18 protein-coding genes are annotated in these 18580 nt (G+C 70.6%); 6 read left to right on the top strand and 12 right to left on the bottom strand.

Annotated features, from left to right (window positions below):
* Window position 1 precedes the first annotated feature (1 nt).
* From MWM08_RS11430 to MWM08_RS11420, 3 genes are read left to right on the top strand one after another with little or no spacing between them, the layout of a single operon-like run.
* Window positions 2–1636, top strand: coding sequence for a gamma-glutamyltransferase family protein (locus MWM08_RS11430; protein ID WP_244459567.1), 1635 nt, complete (start codon window positions 2–4; stop codon window positions 1634–1636).
* Complete coding sequence (locus tag MWM08_RS11425) at window positions 1636–2685, top strand: adenosine deaminase family protein (protein ID WP_244459566.1); 1050 nt, start codon at window positions 1636–1638, stop codon at window positions 2683–2685. The genes MWM08_RS11430 and MWM08_RS11425 overlap by 1 nt, the downstream gene beginning before the upstream one ends.
* Entirely contained in the window at window positions 2682–3902 is a 1221-nt protein-coding gene (locus MWM08_RS11420) for a M20/M25/M40 family metallo-hydrolase (RefSeq protein WP_244459565.1), read from the top strand. Before MWM08_RS11425 ends, MWM08_RS11420 begins: the two co-directional genes overlap by 4 nt.
* A gap of 36 nt (window positions 3903–3938) precedes the next feature.
* Here MWM08_RS11420 and MWM08_RS11415 read toward each other — a convergent pair whose 3' ends face one another.
* The 11 genes from MWM08_RS11415 to MWM08_RS11365 are packed head-to-tail and all read right to left on the bottom strand — an operon-like array spanning window position 3939 to window position 13848.
* Complete coding sequence (locus tag MWM08_RS11415; RefSeq protein WP_244459564.1) at window positions 3939–4202, bottom strand: ubiquitin family protein; 264 nt, start codon at window positions 4200–4202, stop codon at window positions 3939–3941.
* Window positions 4203–4204: 2 nt separating this feature from the next.
* On the bottom strand, window positions 4205–5281 hold the full coding sequence (locus tag MWM08_RS11410) for a WD40/YVTN/BNR-like repeat-containing protein (RefSeq protein WP_244459563.1): 1077 nt from the start codon (window positions 5279–5281) through the stop codon (window positions 4205–4207).
* Window positions 5282–5310: 29 nt separating this feature from the next.
* Window positions 5311–5787: a DUF1579 domain-containing protein gene (locus tag MWM08_RS11405; RefSeq protein WP_244459562.1), complete on the bottom strand. Its 477-nt coding sequence runs from the start codon at window positions 5785–5787 to the stop codon at window positions 5311–5313.
* Between the two features lie 14 nt (window positions 5788–5801).
* On the bottom strand, window positions 5802–6227 hold the full coding sequence (locus tag MWM08_RS11400; protein WP_244459561.1) for an SRPBCC family protein: 426 nt from the start codon (window positions 6225–6227) through the stop codon (window positions 5802–5804).
* An 8-nt stretch (window positions 6228–6235) separates the two neighbouring features.
* Entirely contained in the window at window positions 6236–6568 is a 333-nt protein-coding gene (locus tag MWM08_RS11395; protein ID WP_244459560.1) for an ArsR/SmtB family transcription factor, read from the bottom strand.
* 50 nt (window positions 6569–6618) lie between these two features.
* Entirely contained in the window at window positions 6619–7014 is a 396-nt protein-coding gene (locus MWM08_RS11390) for a DUF4150 domain-containing protein (protein ID WP_244459559.1), read from the bottom strand.
* 11 nt (window positions 7015–7025) lie between these two features.
* Window positions 7026–7625 (bottom strand): DUF3540 domain-containing protein, encoded by a 600-nt coding sequence (locus MWM08_RS11385; protein ID WP_244459558.1) that lies wholly within the window; start codon window positions 7623–7625, stop codon window positions 7026–7028.
* 27 nt (window positions 7626–7652) lie between these two features.
* A complete protein-coding gene (locus tag MWM08_RS11380; RefSeq protein WP_244459557.1) occupies window positions 7653–8714 on the bottom strand; it encodes a pentapeptide repeat-containing protein in 1062 nt (353 codons plus the stop codon).
* Window positions 8711–11317, bottom strand: a complete 2607-nt coding sequence (locus MWM08_RS11375) for a DUF2169 family type VI secretion system accessory protein (RefSeq protein ID WP_244459556.1) — start codon at window positions 11315–11317, stop codon at window positions 8711–8713. Before MWM08_RS11375 ends, MWM08_RS11380 begins: the two co-directional genes overlap by 4 nt.
* A gap of 19 nt (window positions 11318–11336) precedes the next feature.
* Complete coding sequence (locus tag MWM08_RS11370) at window positions 11337–11681, bottom strand: DUF3592 domain-containing protein (protein ID WP_244459555.1); 345 nt, start codon at window positions 11679–11681, stop codon at window positions 11337–11339.
* A gap of 13 nt (window positions 11682–11694) precedes the next feature.
* Window positions 11695–13848, bottom strand: coding sequence for a type VI secretion system Vgr family protein (locus MWM08_RS11365; RefSeq protein ID WP_244459554.1), 2154 nt, complete (start codon window positions 13846–13848; stop codon window positions 11695–11697).
* A 226-nt stretch (window positions 13849–14074) separates the two neighbouring features.
* On the opposite strand from MWM08_RS11365, the gene MWM08_RS11360 reads away from it, so the two are divergent.
* From MWM08_RS11360 to MWM08_RS11350, 3 genes are all read left to right on the top strand, one after another.
* Window positions 14075–14470: an SH3 domain-containing protein gene (locus MWM08_RS11360; protein WP_244459553.1), complete on the top strand. Its 396-nt coding sequence runs from the start codon at window positions 14075–14077 to the stop codon at window positions 14468–14470.
* A gap of 295 nt (window positions 14471–14765) precedes the next feature.
* The gene (locus MWM08_RS11355) at window positions 14766–16607 is read left to right on the top strand and encodes a hypothetical protein (RefSeq protein ID WP_244459552.1); all 1842 of its coding nucleotides are present in this window, start codon (window positions 14766–14768) and stop codon (window positions 16605–16607) included.
* A 40-nt stretch (window positions 16608–16647) separates the two neighbouring features.
* Complete coding sequence (locus tag MWM08_RS11350) at window positions 16648–17799, top strand: glycosyltransferase family 4 protein (RefSeq protein WP_244459551.1); 1152 nt, start codon at window positions 16648–16650, stop codon at window positions 17797–17799.
* On the opposite strand, the gene MWM08_RS11345 is transcribed toward MWM08_RS11350, so the two are convergent.
* A complete protein-coding gene (locus MWM08_RS11345) occupies window positions 17781–18530 on the bottom strand; it encodes a glycosyltransferase family 2 protein (RefSeq protein WP_244459550.1) in 750 nt (249 codons plus the stop codon). The two genes, MWM08_RS11350 and MWM08_RS11345, sit on opposite strands and share 19 nt — an antisense overlap.
* Window positions 18531–18580 lie beyond the last annotated feature (50 nt).

Here is an 18580-nt window from a genome sequence, read left to right as displayed (position 1 = left end):
CATGCCACGTCCCGCCCGCCGCATCCCCACGCCGCGCGCCATGATCGTGGCGCCGCAGCCCGAGGCGGTGGAGGCCGGCGCCGCCGTGCTCGCCGCAGGCGGTAACGCCATGGACGCCATGGTCGCCTGCGCGCTGACGCAGGGCGTGGTGGACCCGATGATGTGCGGCATCGGCGGGTTGGGCGTGATCACGCTGCATGACCCGCGCAACGGTACGCAGGTGGTGTTCGACGGGCTTTCCCCCTGTCCCGCCGGCGCGCATGCCGAGATGTGGTCCAACCTTTTCGAGCGCGAATGCTCCGACGGTTACGGCTTCGTGCTGCGCGGCGCGGTAAACGAGATGGGGCGCAGCGCGGTGACCGTGCCCTCCATCCTGCGCACGCTGGCCGATGCCCATGCGGCGCATGGGCGGATGCCATGGTCCGGCCTGTTCGATGGTGCGATCGCCTGCGCGCGGGACGGCTGGATGGTGCGCCCGCACGTCCACACCATGATGGCGATGGACGAGACCGCCTACGGCCGCGTCAATACCGCCGAGAAGCTGAAGCTCACCGAGGATGGCGCGCGGCTGTACCTGCGCGCCGACGGCACCCCGAAGCGGCCGGGCGATCGCGTGGTGAATCCCGAACTGGCGGCGACGCTCGGCATCATCGCGCGCGAAGGCGCGGACGCTTTCTACACCGGCGACATCGCACGCCGCATCGCCGCCGATATGGCCGCGCATGGCGGGCTGATCACCGAGGCCGACCTAGCCGCCGTTCGCTCCCGCCGTGTCGCGCCCCTACGCGTGGACTACCACGGCCGCACGCTCGTGCTGCCGCCGCCCCCGGCCGGCGGCGTCTTCGTGGCCGAGGTGCTGCGCATCCTGGAACACTTCGACCTGCCGGCGATGGGCCACAACAGCGCCGCCATGGTCGCCGTGCTGGCCGAGGCGATGAAGATCGCCGGCATCGACAAGGACACCCATGTGGGCGATCCGGATTTCGCGCCGGTGCCGCTCGACCTGTTGCTGGGAAATACGCACACCGCCGCGGCGGCGGCACGCATCCGCGCGGGGGAACGTGCGGACCTCACGCGCGTCGGCGCCGAGCCGAAGGGCACCACCACCATCTCCTGCGTCGATGCCGACGGGCTGGTGGTGAGCATCACGCATACGCTCGGCGTGCCCTCGGGCGTGGTGGTGCCGGGGCTCGGCTTCATGCTGAACGGGGCGATGAACTGGTATGATCCGCGACCGGGGCGGCCGACCTCGATCGCGCCGGGCAAGCGCCGTTATTCCTCGATGTCGCCGTTGATCGTCATGGAGGGCGCCACGCCCGTCGCGACGCTGGGCGCGCCGGGCGGTGCGTGGATCGGGGTGGCACTCGCGCAGGTCCTGGTGAACCTGCTGGATTTCGGCATGGGCCTGCAGGAGGCGGTGCTTGCGCCGCGCGTCAGCGCGACCAGCGCGACGCTGGATATCTCCCTGCGCATCCCGCGCGCGACGGAGGCCGCACTCGCCGCGCAGGGCTATGCCGTGAAGCGCGTGCCCACCACCTACGCCTTCGCGGGCGTGCACGGCATCGCGATGTGGGACGGCATGCTGGAAGGCGCCGCCGACCCGCAGCGCGACGGCTACCCCGCGGGGGTCGCGTGATGGAACTGGCCGCCTTCTGCCGCGCGCTGCCGAAGGTGGAGCTGCATGTCCACCTGCTCGGCGCCATCCGGCTGGACACCCTGGCCGAGATGGCGGCGCGCCAGGGCGCCGGCTACACCGCCGACGAAGTCGCCGAGCTGGCGCGGCGCGACGCGAAGCCCAAGGGCGTGCTGCACATCCTACGCGCACTGGAACAGCGCATCCTGCGCGGGCCGGAGGACCTGCATCGCATCACCTACGAATACCTGGCCGACGCCGCGGGACAGGGAGTGCGCCATGCGGAGATCTTCTGGAACCCGACCGGCACCGCGCGCGACAGCGGCATCCGCTATGCGGCCGGCGCCGACGCAATCCTCGCCGGCTTCGACGACGCGAAGCACGATCACGGCGTCTCAGCCCTGCTGATCCCCTCCATCGACCGTGAAGCCACGCCCGAGGAGGCGGTCGAGATGGTTGGCTGGATGACCGCGCATCGGCGCGAGCGGATCATTGGCCTCGGCATCGACTACCGCGAGAATGATGGTCCGCCCGAGGCCTTCTGGAAGGCCTATCGCGATGCGAAGCGCGCCGGCTTCCGCCTCACGGCCCATGCCGGCGAATTCGGCTGCCACTGGCGCAACGTCGAGACGGCGATCGACCTGCTCGGTGTCGAGCGCGTCGACCATGGCTACACCGTGCTGGACAATCCTGAGCTCGCGCGCCGCTGCGCTGATCGCGGCATCGTCTTCACCGTGGTGCCGACCAATTCCTACTATCTGCGCACCCTGGCCCCGGATCGCTGGGCGGCCGACCACCCGATCCGCCACATGCCCGCCGCCGGGCTGCGCATCCACCCCAACACCGACGACCCGCCGCTGCATCGCGTCGATCCGCAGCGCTGCTGGTCCATGATGGTGCAGGATTTCGGTTTCACCCTGGACGACCTGCGCGGCTTCATGCTGAACGGTATCGACGGCGCCTTCATCGCTGACGCCGACAAGCCCGGCCTGCGCGCCACCTTCACCGCGGAGTTCGACCGCCTCCGCGCCGCCATGGATACGCCCGCATGAACGCCAACCAGACCATCGCCGCCATCCGCGCCGATGCCCGCTTCGCCGCCGCCGCCGCCACGCTCGCCGCCGAGCACGACCGCACCGTGGCCGACCTCATCACGCTCACCGAAATCCCGGCGCCACCCTTCGCCGAGGAACAGCGCGCCGCCGCGTATCTCGATATGCTGCGATCGCACGGCCTCGAGGAGGTCGAGCAGGACGAGATCGGCAACGTGATGGGCATCCGCCGCGGCTTCGGCAATGGCGACGTGCTGGTGGTGGCCGCGCATCTCGACACCGTCTTCCCCGCCGGCACCGATGTGCGCGTGCGGCGCGAGGGGACGAAACTATTCGCCCCTGGTGTCTCCGACGACACCTGGTCGCTGGTGGTGAACCTCGCCTTCATTCGCGCGCTGGACGCTGCCGGCATCCGTACGCGCCACGACCTGCTCTTCGTGGGCGATGTCGGCGAGGAAGGGCTCGGCGACCTTCGCGGCGTGCGACACCTGTTTGCGCAATCGCGCCACCGCCCGCGCATTCGCGCGTTCCTCAGCGTGGACAGCCCACAGGTGGATCGGATCGTCTCGGGCGGCGTGGGATCGCGGCGCTACCGCGTCACCTTCCGCGGGCCGGGCGGGCATTCGTATGCCGCCTTTGGCCTGGTGAATCCGATGTATGCGATGGCCGAGGCGGCGCGTGGCCTCGCTGCGGTGAAGGTGCCGACGGACCCGCCCACCACGCATTGCGTGAGCGTGGTCTCGGGCGGTACCTCGATCAACGCGATCGCGAATGCGGTGACCATCGAAGTGGATCTGCGCTCCGCCTCGGCCGCGGAGCTGGAGCGCCTCGACAGCGCCTTCCTCGCCATCGTCGATCAGGCGGTGGCGGGCGAGAACGCCGCGCGCTCCACCGCCGCGGGCGCCATCGCCGCCGAGATCACCCGCGTGGGCGACCGCCCGGCCGGCGAGACGCCCGCCGGCGCGCCGATCCGCGGCCTCGCCGCCGCCGCCGTCGCGGCCGAGGGCTATGCGCCCCGCTTCGAATTCTCCTCCACCGATTCCAACGTGCCCATGAGCCTCGGCATCCCCGCGCTGACGGTGGGCGCCGGCGGGACCGGCGGACGCGCGCATTCGCTCGAGGAATGGCTCGACGTGGAACCGACCGAGAGCCTGCGCGGCATGCGCACGACGCTCGCGACCATCCTGGCGGTGGCGGGGATGGAGGGGATTGGCTAGCGCACGACGCCCGCGCGAGGGCAGCCCGTCGCGCGGTCAGCCGCCGCTCATGGCCGTCGTCACCAGCATCTCCGCCGCAGGATGCATCGGCGTGCGCAGGGCCGCACGCTCTCCGTCCACGAAGACGTTGATGTGACGCCGGATGGCGGGCGTGGAATCGACCAACCGGTCGGCCATGCCTGGCCAGCGCGCATCCAGCACGGCGATCGCGGCGGCAACGTCGCCCGCCGTCACATCAACCTCCCGCGGCGCGCCGGGAAACAACCGCACCAGCGCCTGGGGCAGCAGCACGCGCACCATCACTAGCCCTCCATCACCTCGACCGAGGTGATGGTCGGCAGATGCTGCGCGATGCACGCGAAATGCGCGCCTTCATCTGCGCTGGCATAGAGTGACCCACTGCTGGTGCCGAAATACAGCCCAGCCGGTGCGAGCGTGTCGGTCGTCATGGCCTGGCGCAGCACGCCGAAGAAGGCGCTGCGTTGCGGCAGGCCCTCGCGCAGCGCCGTCCAGGTCGCGCCGGCATCCTGCGTGCGCCAAACCGCGGCCGCGGCCTCGGGCACATACCGCCCCGCGGTGTCCCCGTTCAGCGGCACCAGGAACAGCGTATCGGGGTCACGCGGATGTGCCGCGGCAGGAAAGCCGAAGGTGGAGGGCAGCCCGTCCTCGATGCTGACCCATTGCCTTCCGGCATCCTCGCTGCGGTACATGCCGCAATGGTTCTGTTGGTACAGCCGGTCGGGCATGCCGGCCGCCATCACCAGCGAGTGCACGCATTGGCCGTGCTCCGGGTAGAGCTGATCCTCCGGCGCATAGTCCTGCCGCGTGCCGCGGTTGCGCGGTTCCCAGGTGGCGCCGCCATCGGCGGTGAAGAACACCCCACCGGTCGAGATCGCCACCCACAACCGCTGCGCATCGGTCGGATGCGGCAGGATGTGGTGCAGGATCAGCCCGCCGCCGCCCGGCTGCCATTCGGGGCGAGAGGGATGGTCGCGCAGCCCGTGCAGATGCGTCCAGGTCGCGCCGCCATCGGCGCTGTGGAACAGACCCGCCGGCTCGACACCGGCATAGAGCCCGCCCGGGCCCTTCGCGAGGGACCAAACCGATTTGACCGGCGTCTCGCCGGCGGTGTAGGCGAGGCCGGCGCTAGAATGCGTCCAACTCGCTCCGCGGTCGTGCGAGGTCCAGACCGCCGGGCCGAACCATTCATTGCCGCCGCCGGCATGGATGGCGCCGGTGGCGGGGTCTGCGACCACGTGATTGACGGGCCAGGCATCGCAGAACGGTCCGCGCAGCGTCCAGTCGCGGCGCTGAACGTCACCCTCCATCAGGAAGGCACCTTTCTTGGTGCCCACGAGCAGCGTCACGCCGCCTGCCATGCGAACCTCCCGTTGTCGCGCAATGACGATCAACCGATCCGGCGATAGCGCGCCGACATCACCTCGACCCAGCTGCCGTCCGGCTTCTGCATGCGTGATGTCAGGGTGCGCGCGTCATCACCCTGCAGGGCGATGATGTCCTGGTAGCGCGCCATGGCGCCGCTCCCGAAATCCGGTCCCTCGGTGTCGAGCGTGAGCGTGTCGTCCGCAAGCGTGCCGCGATACGACCAGAGATGCGTCATCATCGATGCCACGAAGGTGCCCACGAAGGCGCCCTGCACAGGGTCGAAGCCCAGCGTCATGAGGCTGTTCGCGGTGCCGCCGCCGGGCATCTCGCCCTCGCCCTCGGCCAGCACCCACAGCCCGCCCAGGCTGCGCACGCGCTCGGTGCCGGTCATCTGCACCGCCGCCTCGCCGGGCGGGGCCGCGCATTCGCCCTCGGTCCGCCAGGTGCCGACCAGGCGCTGGAGCCAGCGATGCTCGATGCCGGGTTGCGGGATGTCCATGCTGCGTCTCCGTGTCAGGCGGCGCCGAAGCGCGTGGTCAGGCGGTCGAGCGATTCCGTCCAGCCGCGGCGATGCCGCGTCGCGGTGCCTTCATCGGCGAAGCGGTCATGCGTGAGCGTCACCTCGGTGCCCTCGGCGATCTGCCGCAGCACGACCGTCACGCGCGACACGCGCTCCGGCGCATTGGTCCAGGCCCAGGAGAACACCAGGCGCTCCGGCGGCGCGACCTCGGCATAGGTGCCGCTGATCTCGTGCCGCGCGCCGGTATCCTCGACGAGCACGACGCGGAAGCGGCCGCCCTCGCGCGGGTCGATCTCGGCCTCCAGTACGCGGGTATGGTGCGGGCCCCACCAAGTCGCGAGGATCTCGGGCCGCGTCCAGGCGTCGAACACCGCGGCCGGCGCGGCCTTGATGCGGCGCACCAGGGTCAGGCTGGGCACCACGGCGGTCATGGCTTGGCCTCGAGCGCGGCGGCGAGGCGATCGAGGCTCTCGGACCAGAAGCGCTGATAACGCGCGAGCCAGCCCATGGCATCCTCCATCGGTGCAGCGACCAGGCGGCAGGTGACGGTGCGCCCGGCCTTGCGACGCGCCACCAGGCCCGCGTTCTCCAGCACGTCGAGGTGCTTCATTACCGCCGGCAGCGACATCGGCAGCGGGCGCGCGATCTCGCTGATGCTGAGCGCGTCCTGCGCCGCGAGGCGTTCGACGATGGCGCGCCGCGTCGGGTCGGACAGAGCGCCGAAGATCCGATCCAGCCCGGGCTGCTGCAAGTCAACCATTCGGTTAACTTACCGCGCCACGGCAGCCCCGGTCAATCCCTGCGACCCGTTCAGGGTGCGAGGATGATGACGCGCACCTGGCTTGGCACGATCCGGCAACCCGGGATGTTGGTGCTGTTCTGCAGCGACATCGAGGTGAGGCGCGTCGCGGGCATCCCGCCCACGAGCATCGTGAAGGACCCGAGGAGGTGGCGCGAAGGACCCATCACGGTGCCCGACGCGACGCCGGTGGCGACGCCGGCATTGTCGCCGTTCGTCAGCGGCGTCGTGGTGCCCATGTTGTGCATTGGCGCGCCCAGCACCATCGTGGTGACCTGGCTGGGGATGGCGGTCGGACCCATCGCTATGTTCGGGTACGGGATCGGGATCGGCGCAGGCACCGCGGGCGTGAGGCAGACATCGGGGAACCCCATGTCCATGCCCATCATCTGCGTATTGGCGAACATAGCGCCTCTCCTCAGCCCATGTGGATCTGCGCGCCGTCGATCTTGACGACCAGGCCGGCCTGCAGCGTGGTCGTGTCCCCCTTCAGCGTCATGTGGCCGCTGGCGCGCTGGTCGATGTCGCGCGCGCGCAGGTGTTCGCCTTCCTCGACGAAGCGGTAGCTGCGGCGGAAGCGGCCGATGATCCGTGTCGCGATGGTCTCGATCGCCTCGGCGATGGCGGAGACGCGGCCCAGACGCGCCTCCGTCTGCGTCGCCGCAACGCCGAGCGTCTGTGTCGCTACCTGCGTCGTAGCCGCCTGCATCACCAGCGTTTCCGCCGAGAGGTTGAGGCGCCCGCCATCGGCGGCGACCGTCGCACCGTCAGGTAAGGCGAGGCGCATCGCGGCCGTGCCACGCCGTTCCAGCACGGCAAGGATGTAGGGCGAAGCCGCCCCCTGCGCGACCAGCACGACATCGCCGGGCTCGGGCTCGACCAGGCAGGAGAAGGCGCGCCGTGCGGCCTCCTCGCGCCCGTCCTGCAGCACCAGGCAGTCCTCGCCCTCGCGGGAGAGCACCTCCGCCACCTGGCCGCCGGACATCGCGAAGGCGCTGAACCCCGTGATCGCGTTCATCTGCTGTGCTCCGTCTCGATGTTCATCTCAGGCCCCTGCCCAGCGCTGCTGCCACTGTTCCGCGCGGGCGCGGTCGGTATCCGGCTGCAGTGCCGCGCGTCGGTCCGGGATACGCGCGCCGGCCTCGCGGATCATATGAAGGTTTGCACGGAACAGCGTCACCCCCGCGAGATCCGCCCCTTCGAGGTTCGCGTGGCTGAGGTCCGCATAGGTCATGTCGCATTGCCCGAAGCGCGCCTGCGGTGCCGTCATGCCGACGCAGATCGCCTGATACATGCGCGCGCCGGTCGCATCCGCACCGGTCAGGTCGGCGCCCGACAGGATCGCGTTGGATAGGTCGGCCCCGCGCAGCACGGCCCCGGGCAGCAAGGCTTCCATCAGGATGGCCTTGGCCATGACGGCACCTTCGAAGCGCGCGCCGGCGGCCTTCGCCTTCTGCATCCCCGCCTGCGTCAGGTCCGCACCCGACAGGTCGCAACCGGTGAGGTCGCATTCGGTGAACTGGCAGCCGGACAGGCCGAGGCCCTGCAGCGAGCGCCCCGCGAACATCCCGAACATGAAGACCGTGCGGAAGAATCGCGTGCCGGCGAAGTTCGCCTCGCGCAGGTCGGATTCGATGAAGACCGCGTCCTCGCACCCCGCGCTGCTGAGGTCGATGCCGTCCACGCGGCACTTCATGAAGCGCCCCTTGGTCAGGTTCGCCTTGGCGAAGGAGGCCCGTGTGAGGCGGCATTGCGCGAAGGTCGCCACCTGCAGATCGGCATCCGCAAAGACCGCGCCGCGCATGCCGCAGTTCGTCGCGGTCCAGATCTGCGCCTTCACGCCGGCCAGGCGCGCATGCGTCATGTGGCATTCGGTGAAGGTCGAATGCGCCAGGGTTGCACCCGACAGGTCCGCCCCGTCGAAGCGCACGCCAGCCACGACGGACTCCCGGAAATTCGCCCCGCGCAGATTCGCATTCGCGAAATCCGCGCCCTCGATGATCGCGCCCGACAGGTCCGCCCCCGCGAGATCCGTACCCGCCCAGCTCCGCTCGCGCCCGATCACCTCGCCGTCGCGCACCAGCGCCTCGATCGCATCGCGGCTCATGTCGGGCTCCGGCGCGGATGGATGCGGGCGCGGCTGCGGTGGACGCGTTCGTAGCGCGTGGCGGTGTCGCTCTGGATGCGGGCGAGGTCGGCCTCGTGCAGGCTGCTGTCGCTGAGGTCGGCGCCGCTGATGTCGGCGCGCGACAGGCTCACCCCCATCAGGTCGGCACGGGTGAGGCGCGCGCCGCGCAAGTCGGCCACGGTGAAGCGCGCCGCGCGCGCGCGCGCCAGGTCGAAGGACGCGCCCTGCAGCTTGCACTCCGACAGGTCGGCATCGTCGAGCACCGCCCGGTCGAACACGGCGCCTTCGAGGTTGCTGCCGCGCAGGTTGGCGCCGGCGCAACGCGCGCCGGTGAAGCGTGCGCCCGGCATGGTGCAGGCCTCGACGAACACGGCCTTCGTGAGGTTCGCGCCGGCGAAGACGATGCCCGGCGCCGCCGCGCCCAGGAAGGTTGCCTGCGTGAGGTTCGCGCCGCTGAAGTCGGCATTGCCTAGCTTGGCGTTGATGAAGGACGCCTTGGCGAAATTGGCGCGCGCCGCCGTCACGCCGGAGAGATCCGTCTCGAGCATCATCAGCCCGGCGCAATTGACCTCCGAGAGGTCCGCACCCGCCAGGGAGGCATCGCCCAGCATCGCATCCGACAGGTCGGCTCGCAGGAAGCGCGCCCCGCTCAGGTCGGCACCGCGCAGCACGGCGCCGCGCATCCGCGCATGCGCGAGGTCCGCCCCGGCGAGCTTCGCACGGCCGAGATTGGCGCCGTCCAGTTCGGCCCCGGCCAGCACCGCGCGCTCAAGCCGCGCATGCGCCAGCACCGCGCCCTGAAGGCGCGCGCGGCCAAGATTCGTGCCCGCCAGGTCCGCGCCATCGAGCCAGGCACCGGTCAGGTCGAAGCCTGACAAATCGAGGCCGGACAGGTCGGCGCCGCACAGGTCAGCCCCCGCGGCGTTGCGCCGCCCATCCATCAGCCGTTCGCGCAGCGCAGCATTGGCCGCGGCATCGAGCCGCGGAGCGGGGTCCTGCTGGTCGGCACTATCGACATAGGCCTGCCGCTGCGCCGCCTCGAAGTCGGTGAGGCGCTTCATCGCGACCGGGTCGGCCAGCATGGCGCGCAGCACGCCGGCATCGCCGTCCCCGGCCTCGATGCGTTCGGCGTTGGCCTGCATCTCCGCCATCGTCGCCGCGGCCGAAAAGCGCGGCGGCCCGGACGGGCGCTTCTTCGGATCGACCGGTTCCATGCCGGCCTGCACCGCCACCTCGCGCGACTGCGCCTCCATCTTCGCGCGCGTCTCGTCGGCGGCGACCTGGCGCTCGGCGGCTTCCTTGCGGACGCGCTCGATCACGGCGGGTAGATTCTCGAGGGTCGGCACCGGTTCGTGTGCCACGGGCGGGGGCGGAGCATACAGATCCGGGTCGAGCTTCATGTCGACCATCCGCCGGCGCGTCGCGGCGTTCTGCTTGAGCGCGCGCTGGTGGGCGCGCTGCGCGAGCAGGCCCTTCTCCTCGTTCATCATGCGCTCCGCCTCCATGTCCGGGTCGGGCACGATGAGGTCGGCGGGCACCAGCGCGCTGTCGCGCAGCGCTTCGAGCGTGCCGAATTCGGGATGCAGCCGCTGGTCGACGGCCTCCTGGAAGGCAGCAATGGGGCGCGGTGCGCCGAGCATGTCGGCGCCGAGCACCAGGCGCGTCACGTCGCGCGCATCCTCCTCCGTCACGCGGGTGCGGCCGTGGTGGATCATTACCAGGCGCTTCTGCGTCGGGAAGAACCACACCGTGGTCAGCGACAGCGGGATATCCTCGAGCCCCGAGCCACCGCGGCGCTGGATCAGGATGCGCGGCAGGATGCCCGGCAGGCGCCCGGTGATCTCGGGCTCGCTGGGGTGCATGTTGCCTATGGCGTAGTCCTCGTCGCCGCGCAGGAAGCCAGGGAAGCGCTGGTCCGGGCTCGCGGCCATGAAGACGCGCCAGTCGGTGTCGCGCGCGAAGCCGGGGAAGTCCTCCTCGAGCCATTTCTGGTCATGCGTGCCGGCCAGGCGCTGGCGCTGCGGCCAGCCGAGGTCCATCGGACCATAGTTGACGGGCTCGGGCGCCGATGGGCGCGGCGCGCCGGCGGGCAGCACGACGTTGGGCAGCGCCACGCGGAAGCCGACCCCCTGGATGGGCACTTCGTCGATGCCGCGCCCGAGCGGGTTCTGCGCGTACTTCTTGCCGCCATAGGACCGGTCCCAGCCCATCGGCATCTCGACGAATGGCCGCGGCTGGGTGGGTACGCCGTCCTCGATGTAGCGCTCCCCCACGGCCGAAAGGCGCTTGGTCACGGCGCCGAGGCGCACCGATGTCGTGATGGTCTGAACCGGCACCCCGCCCGGCGCGAAGGCACTGCCGGAAACCAGGAATTCGCCCGCGGTCTTGGGCAGCACCATGTCAAGCGGCGTCTCGGGCGGCAGCGCCTTCGCGAGGAACTTCCACATCGCAACCTCGCCCAGCAGCGCCGGATGGTCGCCCATGGGGCAGAAGCTCACGGCGGCGACGCTGAGGAAAAAGCGGCGGCCGAATTCCATCGGCCGCGTGAGCACGCTGAGGGCGAGCGGCTTGAAGGTCTTCATGCGGTGCGACCGGGCGGCGTCACGGGGCGATCGCGACCAGTTCGGGCCGGGCTGGGTCGTAGCGCACCTGTAGCACCGTGCCGGGGCCCACGGTTGTTACCTCGATCACCGACATGACGCGGCGGATCGAGGCCTGCCAGGGCGGGCGCCCCTCGGCCGTCACTTCAAGATGGATGTCGACGATGGGCATGCTGTTGCGCCGGCTTCCGGTGTCCTCGAGGCGCAGAATGCGCGCGGTGGCGGGCAGCCCATCGGCGCGCACACGCGCCTCCTGGCGATGGCGCAGATACGCCGGGCCGAAGAAGAATGCCGGGATCGCCAACACGATCGCAGCGATCAGCGCCAATTGCCAGAGACCGCGCATGCGCCATTCCCCTTCAAGCGTGCAGCGTGAAGCCGGTCTTGAGCTGAAACGTGTAGGTCCTGGCGATCATCGACTTGTTCTTGATCTCGACCGCGCCGTTCGCGATGGCGATGCCGAAATTGTCGATCTTCACGCCCACGGTACCGATCACCATGCCGATGTTCTCGATCTTGAAGCCGCAGTTGCTCTGCACGAAGCCGTAGGCGTCGCCGTTCGTGGCACCGGTGTTGTAGAAATTAGGCGTGGTCTGCAGCAGGCTGGGCGCGACGTGGTTGATGACGGCGGCACTCGTCACCGTCATGGGCGACGGCGTGGTGACGGTGATGGCGCCGGCGACTGTCATGCTCAGCGTGCCGCCAATGGTGTCGGTAACCGCGGCGCCGATGGTGCGGGTGACGTTGGACGCCACCGTCTCCGTGATCGAACCGCCGATCGTGCGTGTCTCGTTCGCCGCATAGGTCTCGGTCACGTTGCCGGTGACCATGCGCGTCTCGGTGCCGCCGATCGTCTCGTCGAACTTCTTGGTGACCTTCGTGGTCTTGTTGCCCAGGATGGTGGTGGTCTCGTCGTTCTTGATGTCGGTGGTTCGGTTGCCGATGCCCTTGCCGCCGACCTTCCGCGTCTCGTTGTTCTCAATGAGGCTATTGAGGTCCTTCTCGGCGTGGAAGTAGACTTCCTCCGAGCCCTTCTTGTCCTCGAAGCGGAACTCGTTCGAACCGCCGCCGCCCTTCGAGGAATTCGACTTGATGCCCGACTGGGTCTTATTGGCCGGCAGCGTGTAGGGGACGGTGTTCTCGGCGTTGTAGACGCGCCCGGTGATGATGGGGCGGTCCGGGTCGCCCTCCAGGAAGTCAACGATCACTTCGTGGCCGATGCGCGGTATATGCATCTGGCCCCAGCCCTGCCCTGCCCAGCCCTGCGAGACGCGGATCCAGCAGGATGTCTTGTCGTCCCTCTGGCCCAGTCGGTCCCAGTGGAACTGGACCTTCACCCGGCCGTGCTCGTCGGTGTGGATTTCCTCGCCGGACGGGCCGGTCACGATGGCGGTCTGTGGGCCGTGCACGAAGGGCCGCGGCGTCACGCGCTCGGGCCGAAACGTCACGGTCTTGGGGATGGCGACGAAGCTGTTGGTGTAGATCGGGTCGCGCGGCTCCCGGCCCCAGTTCTCCATGGTCCAGTGGCTGAAATCCTCGGCGTGGTGGTGCACCTCGGTCAGCAGGAAATTGCGCGTCTGCCGCACGTCCGCCTCGAACACCATGCCGGCGCTGAAGCAACTGACCTGGCCGTCGCCGCGGCGGACGAGGTGGAAGGTCTCCTCGTTCTCGATGCGGTGCTTGGCCACCGTCCGTCCATCGGCGGTCACCTCGAAGATGCCGGGGTAGTCGTAGCGCTCGCGGTTGGCCATCTCGGGGATTGCGACCGTGGTCGGCTCGGTCCCTTCCAGGATCGTCGAGGGCGTGAGGAAGTTGAAGTCGCGCACGGTCCACTTGCCCGACCGCACAACCGATTCGTCATCCAGGCGCGAGAGCGACATCGCACCGCCATCGCCGCCCAGGATCCCCACCGCGCCCACCGGGCAGGTGGTGGCCGCGGTGTTGCTGTCGGCGAGCACCATCGTGTGCTGCGATTCCGTGTGCTCGTGCCAGTAGAAGATACCTTCCTGTTCCATCAGGCGCTGCACGAAGTCGAGCGCGCTTTCGCGGTATTGCACGACATAGTCGCGCGGCGCGTAGGTCCCCATCAGGCGGTCGTCGACCGACGTGACGCCGTGCATCTGCAGCACTTCCTTCACGATGTCCGGGATCGATTTCTCCTGGAAGATCCGGCAGTCGCTGGTGCGCGAGAGGAACCACAGGTGGGGCACCACCTCGGCGTACCATTCCTCGGCCATGCCGGTGCGGTCGCCCGCGCCGCGCCGCAGCTTCCGCACCAGGCCGTGCAGCTTGCGCCGGCCGTCCGCGAAGGCGCTTTCGGGATAGCCGAACTGGATCGACACCGCCTTGCCGAGCAGATCCTTGGGCGTGACGTTCAACTCGGTCACGAAGCGGATCTTGAACACATAGGGTTCGGAAATCCGCTCCTCCCCGTCCAGTTCGACAAGCATGAGGGCGTCCGCGCCCAACGGGCTCTGGATCTCGAGGATGCGGTCGGTTTGCGAGTAGGGCATGTCACTTGGCCTCCATCAGCACGGTCCGTACCGCGACAGCATCATACTGCGCTGGCCTCGGGTGGAAAATCCATGATCGGGGCGCGAAGCTGCGACGCGGCCGCCATGGGCGCGATGAAGCGTTGCACAGGCGGGCAGCGGGCGCACGCACGCGCGGGCTTGGCAAGCCGGCGCGGGTGGGGCTTCCTGCCGCCGCATGCGCGTCCTGATCCTTCCTCCCCGCCGCGTGTCACGGGCCGTGATGGCGCTGGTCGTCCTGCTGCCGGGCATCGCGGGCGCGCAGGCGCCGCGCCCCCCGGCCGGCGGCGCCCCGTTGCGCGACGAACCCGGAGACTGGTGGGGCGACGTGCATCGCTGGACGGGGTCGGATGCAACCCGTCCGCGGGGGGGGGCTGCCAGATCCGCCGCGCCGGCGCCCCCGACCGGCCGGACGGTGACAACGGTGCGCACCGGCCGCGCCAACCTGCGGCGCGACCCGTCGATGACGGCGCCGGTGGCACGCATGCTCCCGCCTGGCACGGTGCTGAACGTCTTCGCCGAGGGGCCGGATGGATGGCTTCAGGTCGGCGAGGGAGACCGTCCGGCGGGCTGGATCCATCCCACCGCGCTTGCGGCGCCTTGAGGGCGCGACGCCGCGGCACAGCGTAAGCGCTGCCGGGCGTGAGCACGGGCCGGATCGGCGACCGCCCGCGCCGTTGGCTCGCCTCCCGGGCCCCGGGAACATCGGACAGTTCCTCGGTGCGCCGCGCTTGTGTGGCAATCCGGCACGGTTGATGCGGCCGATGTGGCTGTCCGTTCAACCGGTCGCACGATGGGTGACGGCGGACGTCAGACACGGCGAACACCCCCCGGCCATCGCAGGCCCCGCGCCGATGCCCTAACCTGCGGGGCGAACGTCATCGTCGGGGCTGGCCGCCATGCAGTCGGAACGTGGTCTGCGCCGGATGATGTTCCTGCTGCCGGTGGTGGCCACCGGCCTCGCAGCCTGGGCGATGCGGCTCTACGCCGACGACCTTGGCGCGCTGTGGCGTGATCCGTATCACGACCGGAATGCGCATTTCTCGTCGGCATTGACGATCGCATTGGCGTTGCGGACGGGCGATCTCGCGGCACTGCTCCACGAAGTCGCGCGGCCTTCAGTTTGGCCGCCGCTGCAGGCGCTGCTGCTTGGCGGCTGGATGGCGGTGGCCGGGCCGGATCTGCGCTGGGCGGTCCTGCCGGCGACGCTCGGCTGGATCGGGACCATGGGCGGGCTGGCGGTGCTGTGCAGGCGCGCCGCCCGCGACCCGGTGCAGGCGCTGTGGGCCGGGAATGTGGCGGTGGCGCTCGCGGCCACGAGCCCGGCCTTCGCGCTGCTCGGCGCCGACGCGATGATGGAGACACCGGGCGCGGCGCTGACCGTGCTGGTGCTCGCCACCGCCCTCGCCCGGCCCGTGCCGTGGCGCCTGCTGGCCGTGCTGCTGACGCTGCTGGCGCTGCACAAGTACAACTATTGGGTCATGGTCGTCGTGGCACTTCCGTTGGCCGCGCCGCGCGACGCGATGGGCTGGGCATGGCGGCTGATCGGCACGGTGGATCGGTCTCGCCTGACGCACGATGCGCCGTTGCGCGCGGGCGCGCTTGTCCTCGCTGTCACCGCAGTGCTGCTGCCAGTCGATCCGCCCTGGCGTGTCCTCGGCATCCAGCTGCTGCCGGGGCATGTCGCCGCGCTGGCCTGGGGCCTGGGGCTGCTTGCCGCTGCGCGTGCTTGGCGGCGACGCGGCGCGGCCTTCGACGCGGCGCTGGGCGACCCCGCGCGGGTGCTGCTCGCCTGGCACGCCCTGCCCGTTGCGCTGTGGCTGCTGGTGCCGGGCAAGCTGCCGGCGCTGTTGTGGTTCCTCTCCCCCGGCCATCGCGGCGCGACGGTGCCTCACGGGCTGCTGGAGGCGATCACCTTCCACTGGCAGGGCTTCGCCGAGGGCTTCTCGCCGCACCCGGTCGTCGGCGCCGCAATCCTGGGCCTCGCCGCGCTTGGCGCCTGGTGCGCGCCGCGGCTGATCGTCATCTTTACCGGCCTCGGCATCGCTGCACTTTTGCTGCATCCGCAACTGCAGTGGCGCTTCCAGGCCACGGTGCTGCCGGCGGTCTGGGCGCTCGCGGGGCTGGGTGCGGCGCGGCTGCTCGCCCCGGTCCGCGTGCCGCTGGCGGCGGTGGCGGTGCCGCTGCTGCTCGTGGTCGCCTTGCGATCGCTGCCGATGCCCGCTCTGGCCGACGCCGTCGCGATCCGCCGGCCGGACCTGCCGCGCGACCTCGACCTTGCGCTGGCCTGGCGAGACCTTCCTGTCGAGCCGCAGGGCGTCATCGTGCTGGCCAGCATCGGCCGGTCGGAGCTGTTCGACTGGACCATCCGCCTGCGCTGCCGCTGCCTCGCGCCGGTCGACCAGCCGCCCTGGATGGAGTTCGGCGATGCTGCCGCGGTCGCCGCCATGGCGAACAGCAGCGCGCCCTGGCTGCTCGCGGTCACGATGCCCGCGCCCTATCCGATCGCGGGGCATACCGGACCGCTTGCGCTGCCAGTCGAGCCGGTGCTGGCGGCGCAATCACGCTACCGGCGCGAGGCGACCCACGAAGGAGCGGCCCATGCTGCGCAGGTCGCTTGGTGGCGCGCCGCGGCGCCACCGGAGGGCCCGCCCCCGCCCCGCCGCCGCGGCCTCATCGAGGTCGCGACCGGTCTGCTCGCCCTCGCGACCCTGCTCACCGTGGTGTGGCGGCGCGCATGACGGCTTGCCGCCGGCGCGCCACGCGCCAAGGATTGCCGCCATGCGCATCGGCCTGATCCTCGAGACTTTCGATCCCGCCGGCGGCGGGGCCGAGCGCTGGACCGCGCAGTTCCACGACCACCTGCGCCGCGCGGGGCACGAGGTGCATGTCATCGCCTTCGCCGCGCGCGGGCACGATACGGTGGAGCACCTGCACCTGCTCACCGACCCGGGCACGTTGCTCGGCCGCGCCGAAGCGGTCGCCGCGGCCGTGGCGCGCCTGCCGCCGATGGTGCTGCACGACAGCGGCACCGGCTGGTCGGCGCATGTCTTCCACCCGCAAACCGGATCGCGGCTGCTCAGCCTCGAACGCATGATGTCGGCGCGCGGGATCGCGGGGCGGCTGCGCTGGCGGGTCGACCCGCGAATGATCCGGCTGCGCCGCATCATGGCGCGCATCGAAGACCGTGCGGCGCGCCAGGCCACGCGCGTAATCGCGGTATCGCGCGTGTTGCGTGACCTCCTCGCCGCACGCCACGGCATCGACCCCGCGCGCATCGCGACCATACCCAACGGCGTGGATACCGCGCGCTTCGACCCCGCGCGCCTGGCGCCGCTGCGTGCCCTCGCGCGCGAGCAGCTCGGGCTGGGGGCGCAAGAGTTGATGCTGTTGATGGTCGCGCACAATCTGTGGCTGAAGGGCGTGGACACCGCGCTGCGGGCGCTGACCCTGGCGCGTGCGCAGGGCGCGGTGGCACGGCTGGTAATCTGCGGCGGCGTGCCGGATGCCGACTGGCATGCCCTGGTCGCGCGGCTCGGCGTCGCGGAGCATGTCGTCTTCGCCGGCGATGTGCCAGAGGTGCAGCGGCTCTATGCCGCCGCCGACGCCATGCTGCACCCCACGCGCTGGGACGCCTGCAGCCTCGCCACCATCGAGGGCATGGCGGCGGCGCTGCCGGTGGTGAGCAGCACCGCGAACGGCGCCGCCGACCTGATCGAGGATGGCGTGAGCGGCCACCTGCTGCACCGCGCAACGGACCACGAAGCGCTGGCGGCGATCATCCTCGCGCTGCGCGATGGGGCACTGCGGCGGCGCATCGGCCAGGCGGCGCACCACGCGGCGCGCAGCGCCGACATCGCGCGCAACTGCGCCGCGGTCGAGGCCGTGCTGCACGTGGCCGCGGAGCAGGCCGGTCAGTCGTTGCCGGGATAGGCCGCGCGTAGCTTCGCCATCAGCGGGTCGAGGTAGCGCGCGCGCGAAACCTGGCCCTCCGTCTCACGCACGACCTCCTGCTCGGTGTGCAACAGGCGGGAGGTGTACCAGCAGTGGAACACGCCGCCTGCGACGGTCGGCACGCGCGGATGCCCCACGTCGAATGCGGCGCAGAAGGCGATCTCGTGCCCGATCACGCCGCGGCCCGCGGCCAGCACGCGGATGGTCGCTTCCTCGCCGGTGTCGGTGTCGTCGCCGCGCAGCTTGCGCAGCACCACCAGCCCGCCCAGGTCGCGCTTGCGGAACGCCATGAAGTGCGGGTGGATGTACCAACCATGCGGGTTGCCGCGATGCGGGCTGCGGAACACCGCGCCGGCGATCGGGCGCGCATCATCGATCAGGTCCACGCTGGTGGCGAGCCAATCGTCGGCGATCGGGAAGGCATCGGAATCGAGCAGCACGACGTGCTCGTGGCGGGCCGCGCGGGCGCCGCGCTCGGCGGCCTCGCCATGGCGGTGGCCGGCGCGGCGGAACCAGTTGCGCTGGCGCAGCACCCGAAGGTCGGGCTGCGCGCGGCACCAGGCGATTGTGCCGTCCGTGCTGCCCTGATCCACCACGATGACCTCATAGGGCCGGTCGCGCACGGTGGCGCGCACGCGCTCCAGCAGCAGTCGGGTGAAGAACAGCCCGTCGCGCGTGACGGTGAGGATGCTGACGGGGCGCGGGCTCATGCGCTACAGGTCCTGTCTTGGCGCCCCGGTCCGCGGGCTCCGGAGGAATG

The organism is Roseomonas fluvialis, from assembly GCF_022846615.1.
Taxonomy (GTDB): domain Bacteria; phylum Pseudomonadota; class Alphaproteobacteria; order Acetobacterales; family Acetobacteraceae; genus Neoroseomonas; species Neoroseomonas fluvialis.
This window is presented reverse-complemented; position numbering and strand designations above follow the sequence as displayed.